The organism is Ralstonia sp. VS2407 (assembly GCF_052950655.1).
In genome coordinates, this window is the sequence record NZ_JBRFVG010000367.1 from 1 (window position 1) to 436 (window position 436).

1 protein-coding gene is annotated in these 436 nt (G+C 72.5%); it reads left to right on the forward strand.

The genetic code is table 11. The annotated features are described in order from the left end of the window. Positions 1–436, forward strand: a 436-nt coding sequence (locus ACU8YE_RS25500; RefSeq protein WP_446930388.1) for a nicotinate-nucleotide diphosphorylase, incomplete at both ends; no start/stop codon positions are given.

The window sequence follows — 436 nt, forward strand, 5'->3', positions numbered from 1 at the left end:
GGGCCGACGACACGACCAGCGCGGCCACCATCTCCGCCGACGCGCGTGGCACCGCGGACTGGCAGGCCCGCGAGCCCGGTGTCGTGGCCGGCCTCGCGATCGCGGCCATGGTCTTTCACTACGTCATGGGCGACGACGTCGACATCACCGACCGCGTCGGCGACGGCAGCCGAGTCGCCGAGGGTGACGTGGTCATGCGGGTCGCCGGACCGACTCGTGGGCTGCTCACCGCTGAGCGCACCGCCCTGAACTTCGCCTGCCACCTCGCCGGCGTCGCCACCGCGACCTCCACGTGGGTCGACGCGCTCGCCGGGACCAGTGCCCGGGTGCTCGACACCCGCAAGACGCTGCCAGGGTGGCGCGCGATGCAGAAGTACGCCGTGCGCTGCGGTGGCGGCGTCAACCACCGCTTCTCGCTGTCGGACATGGCGATGGT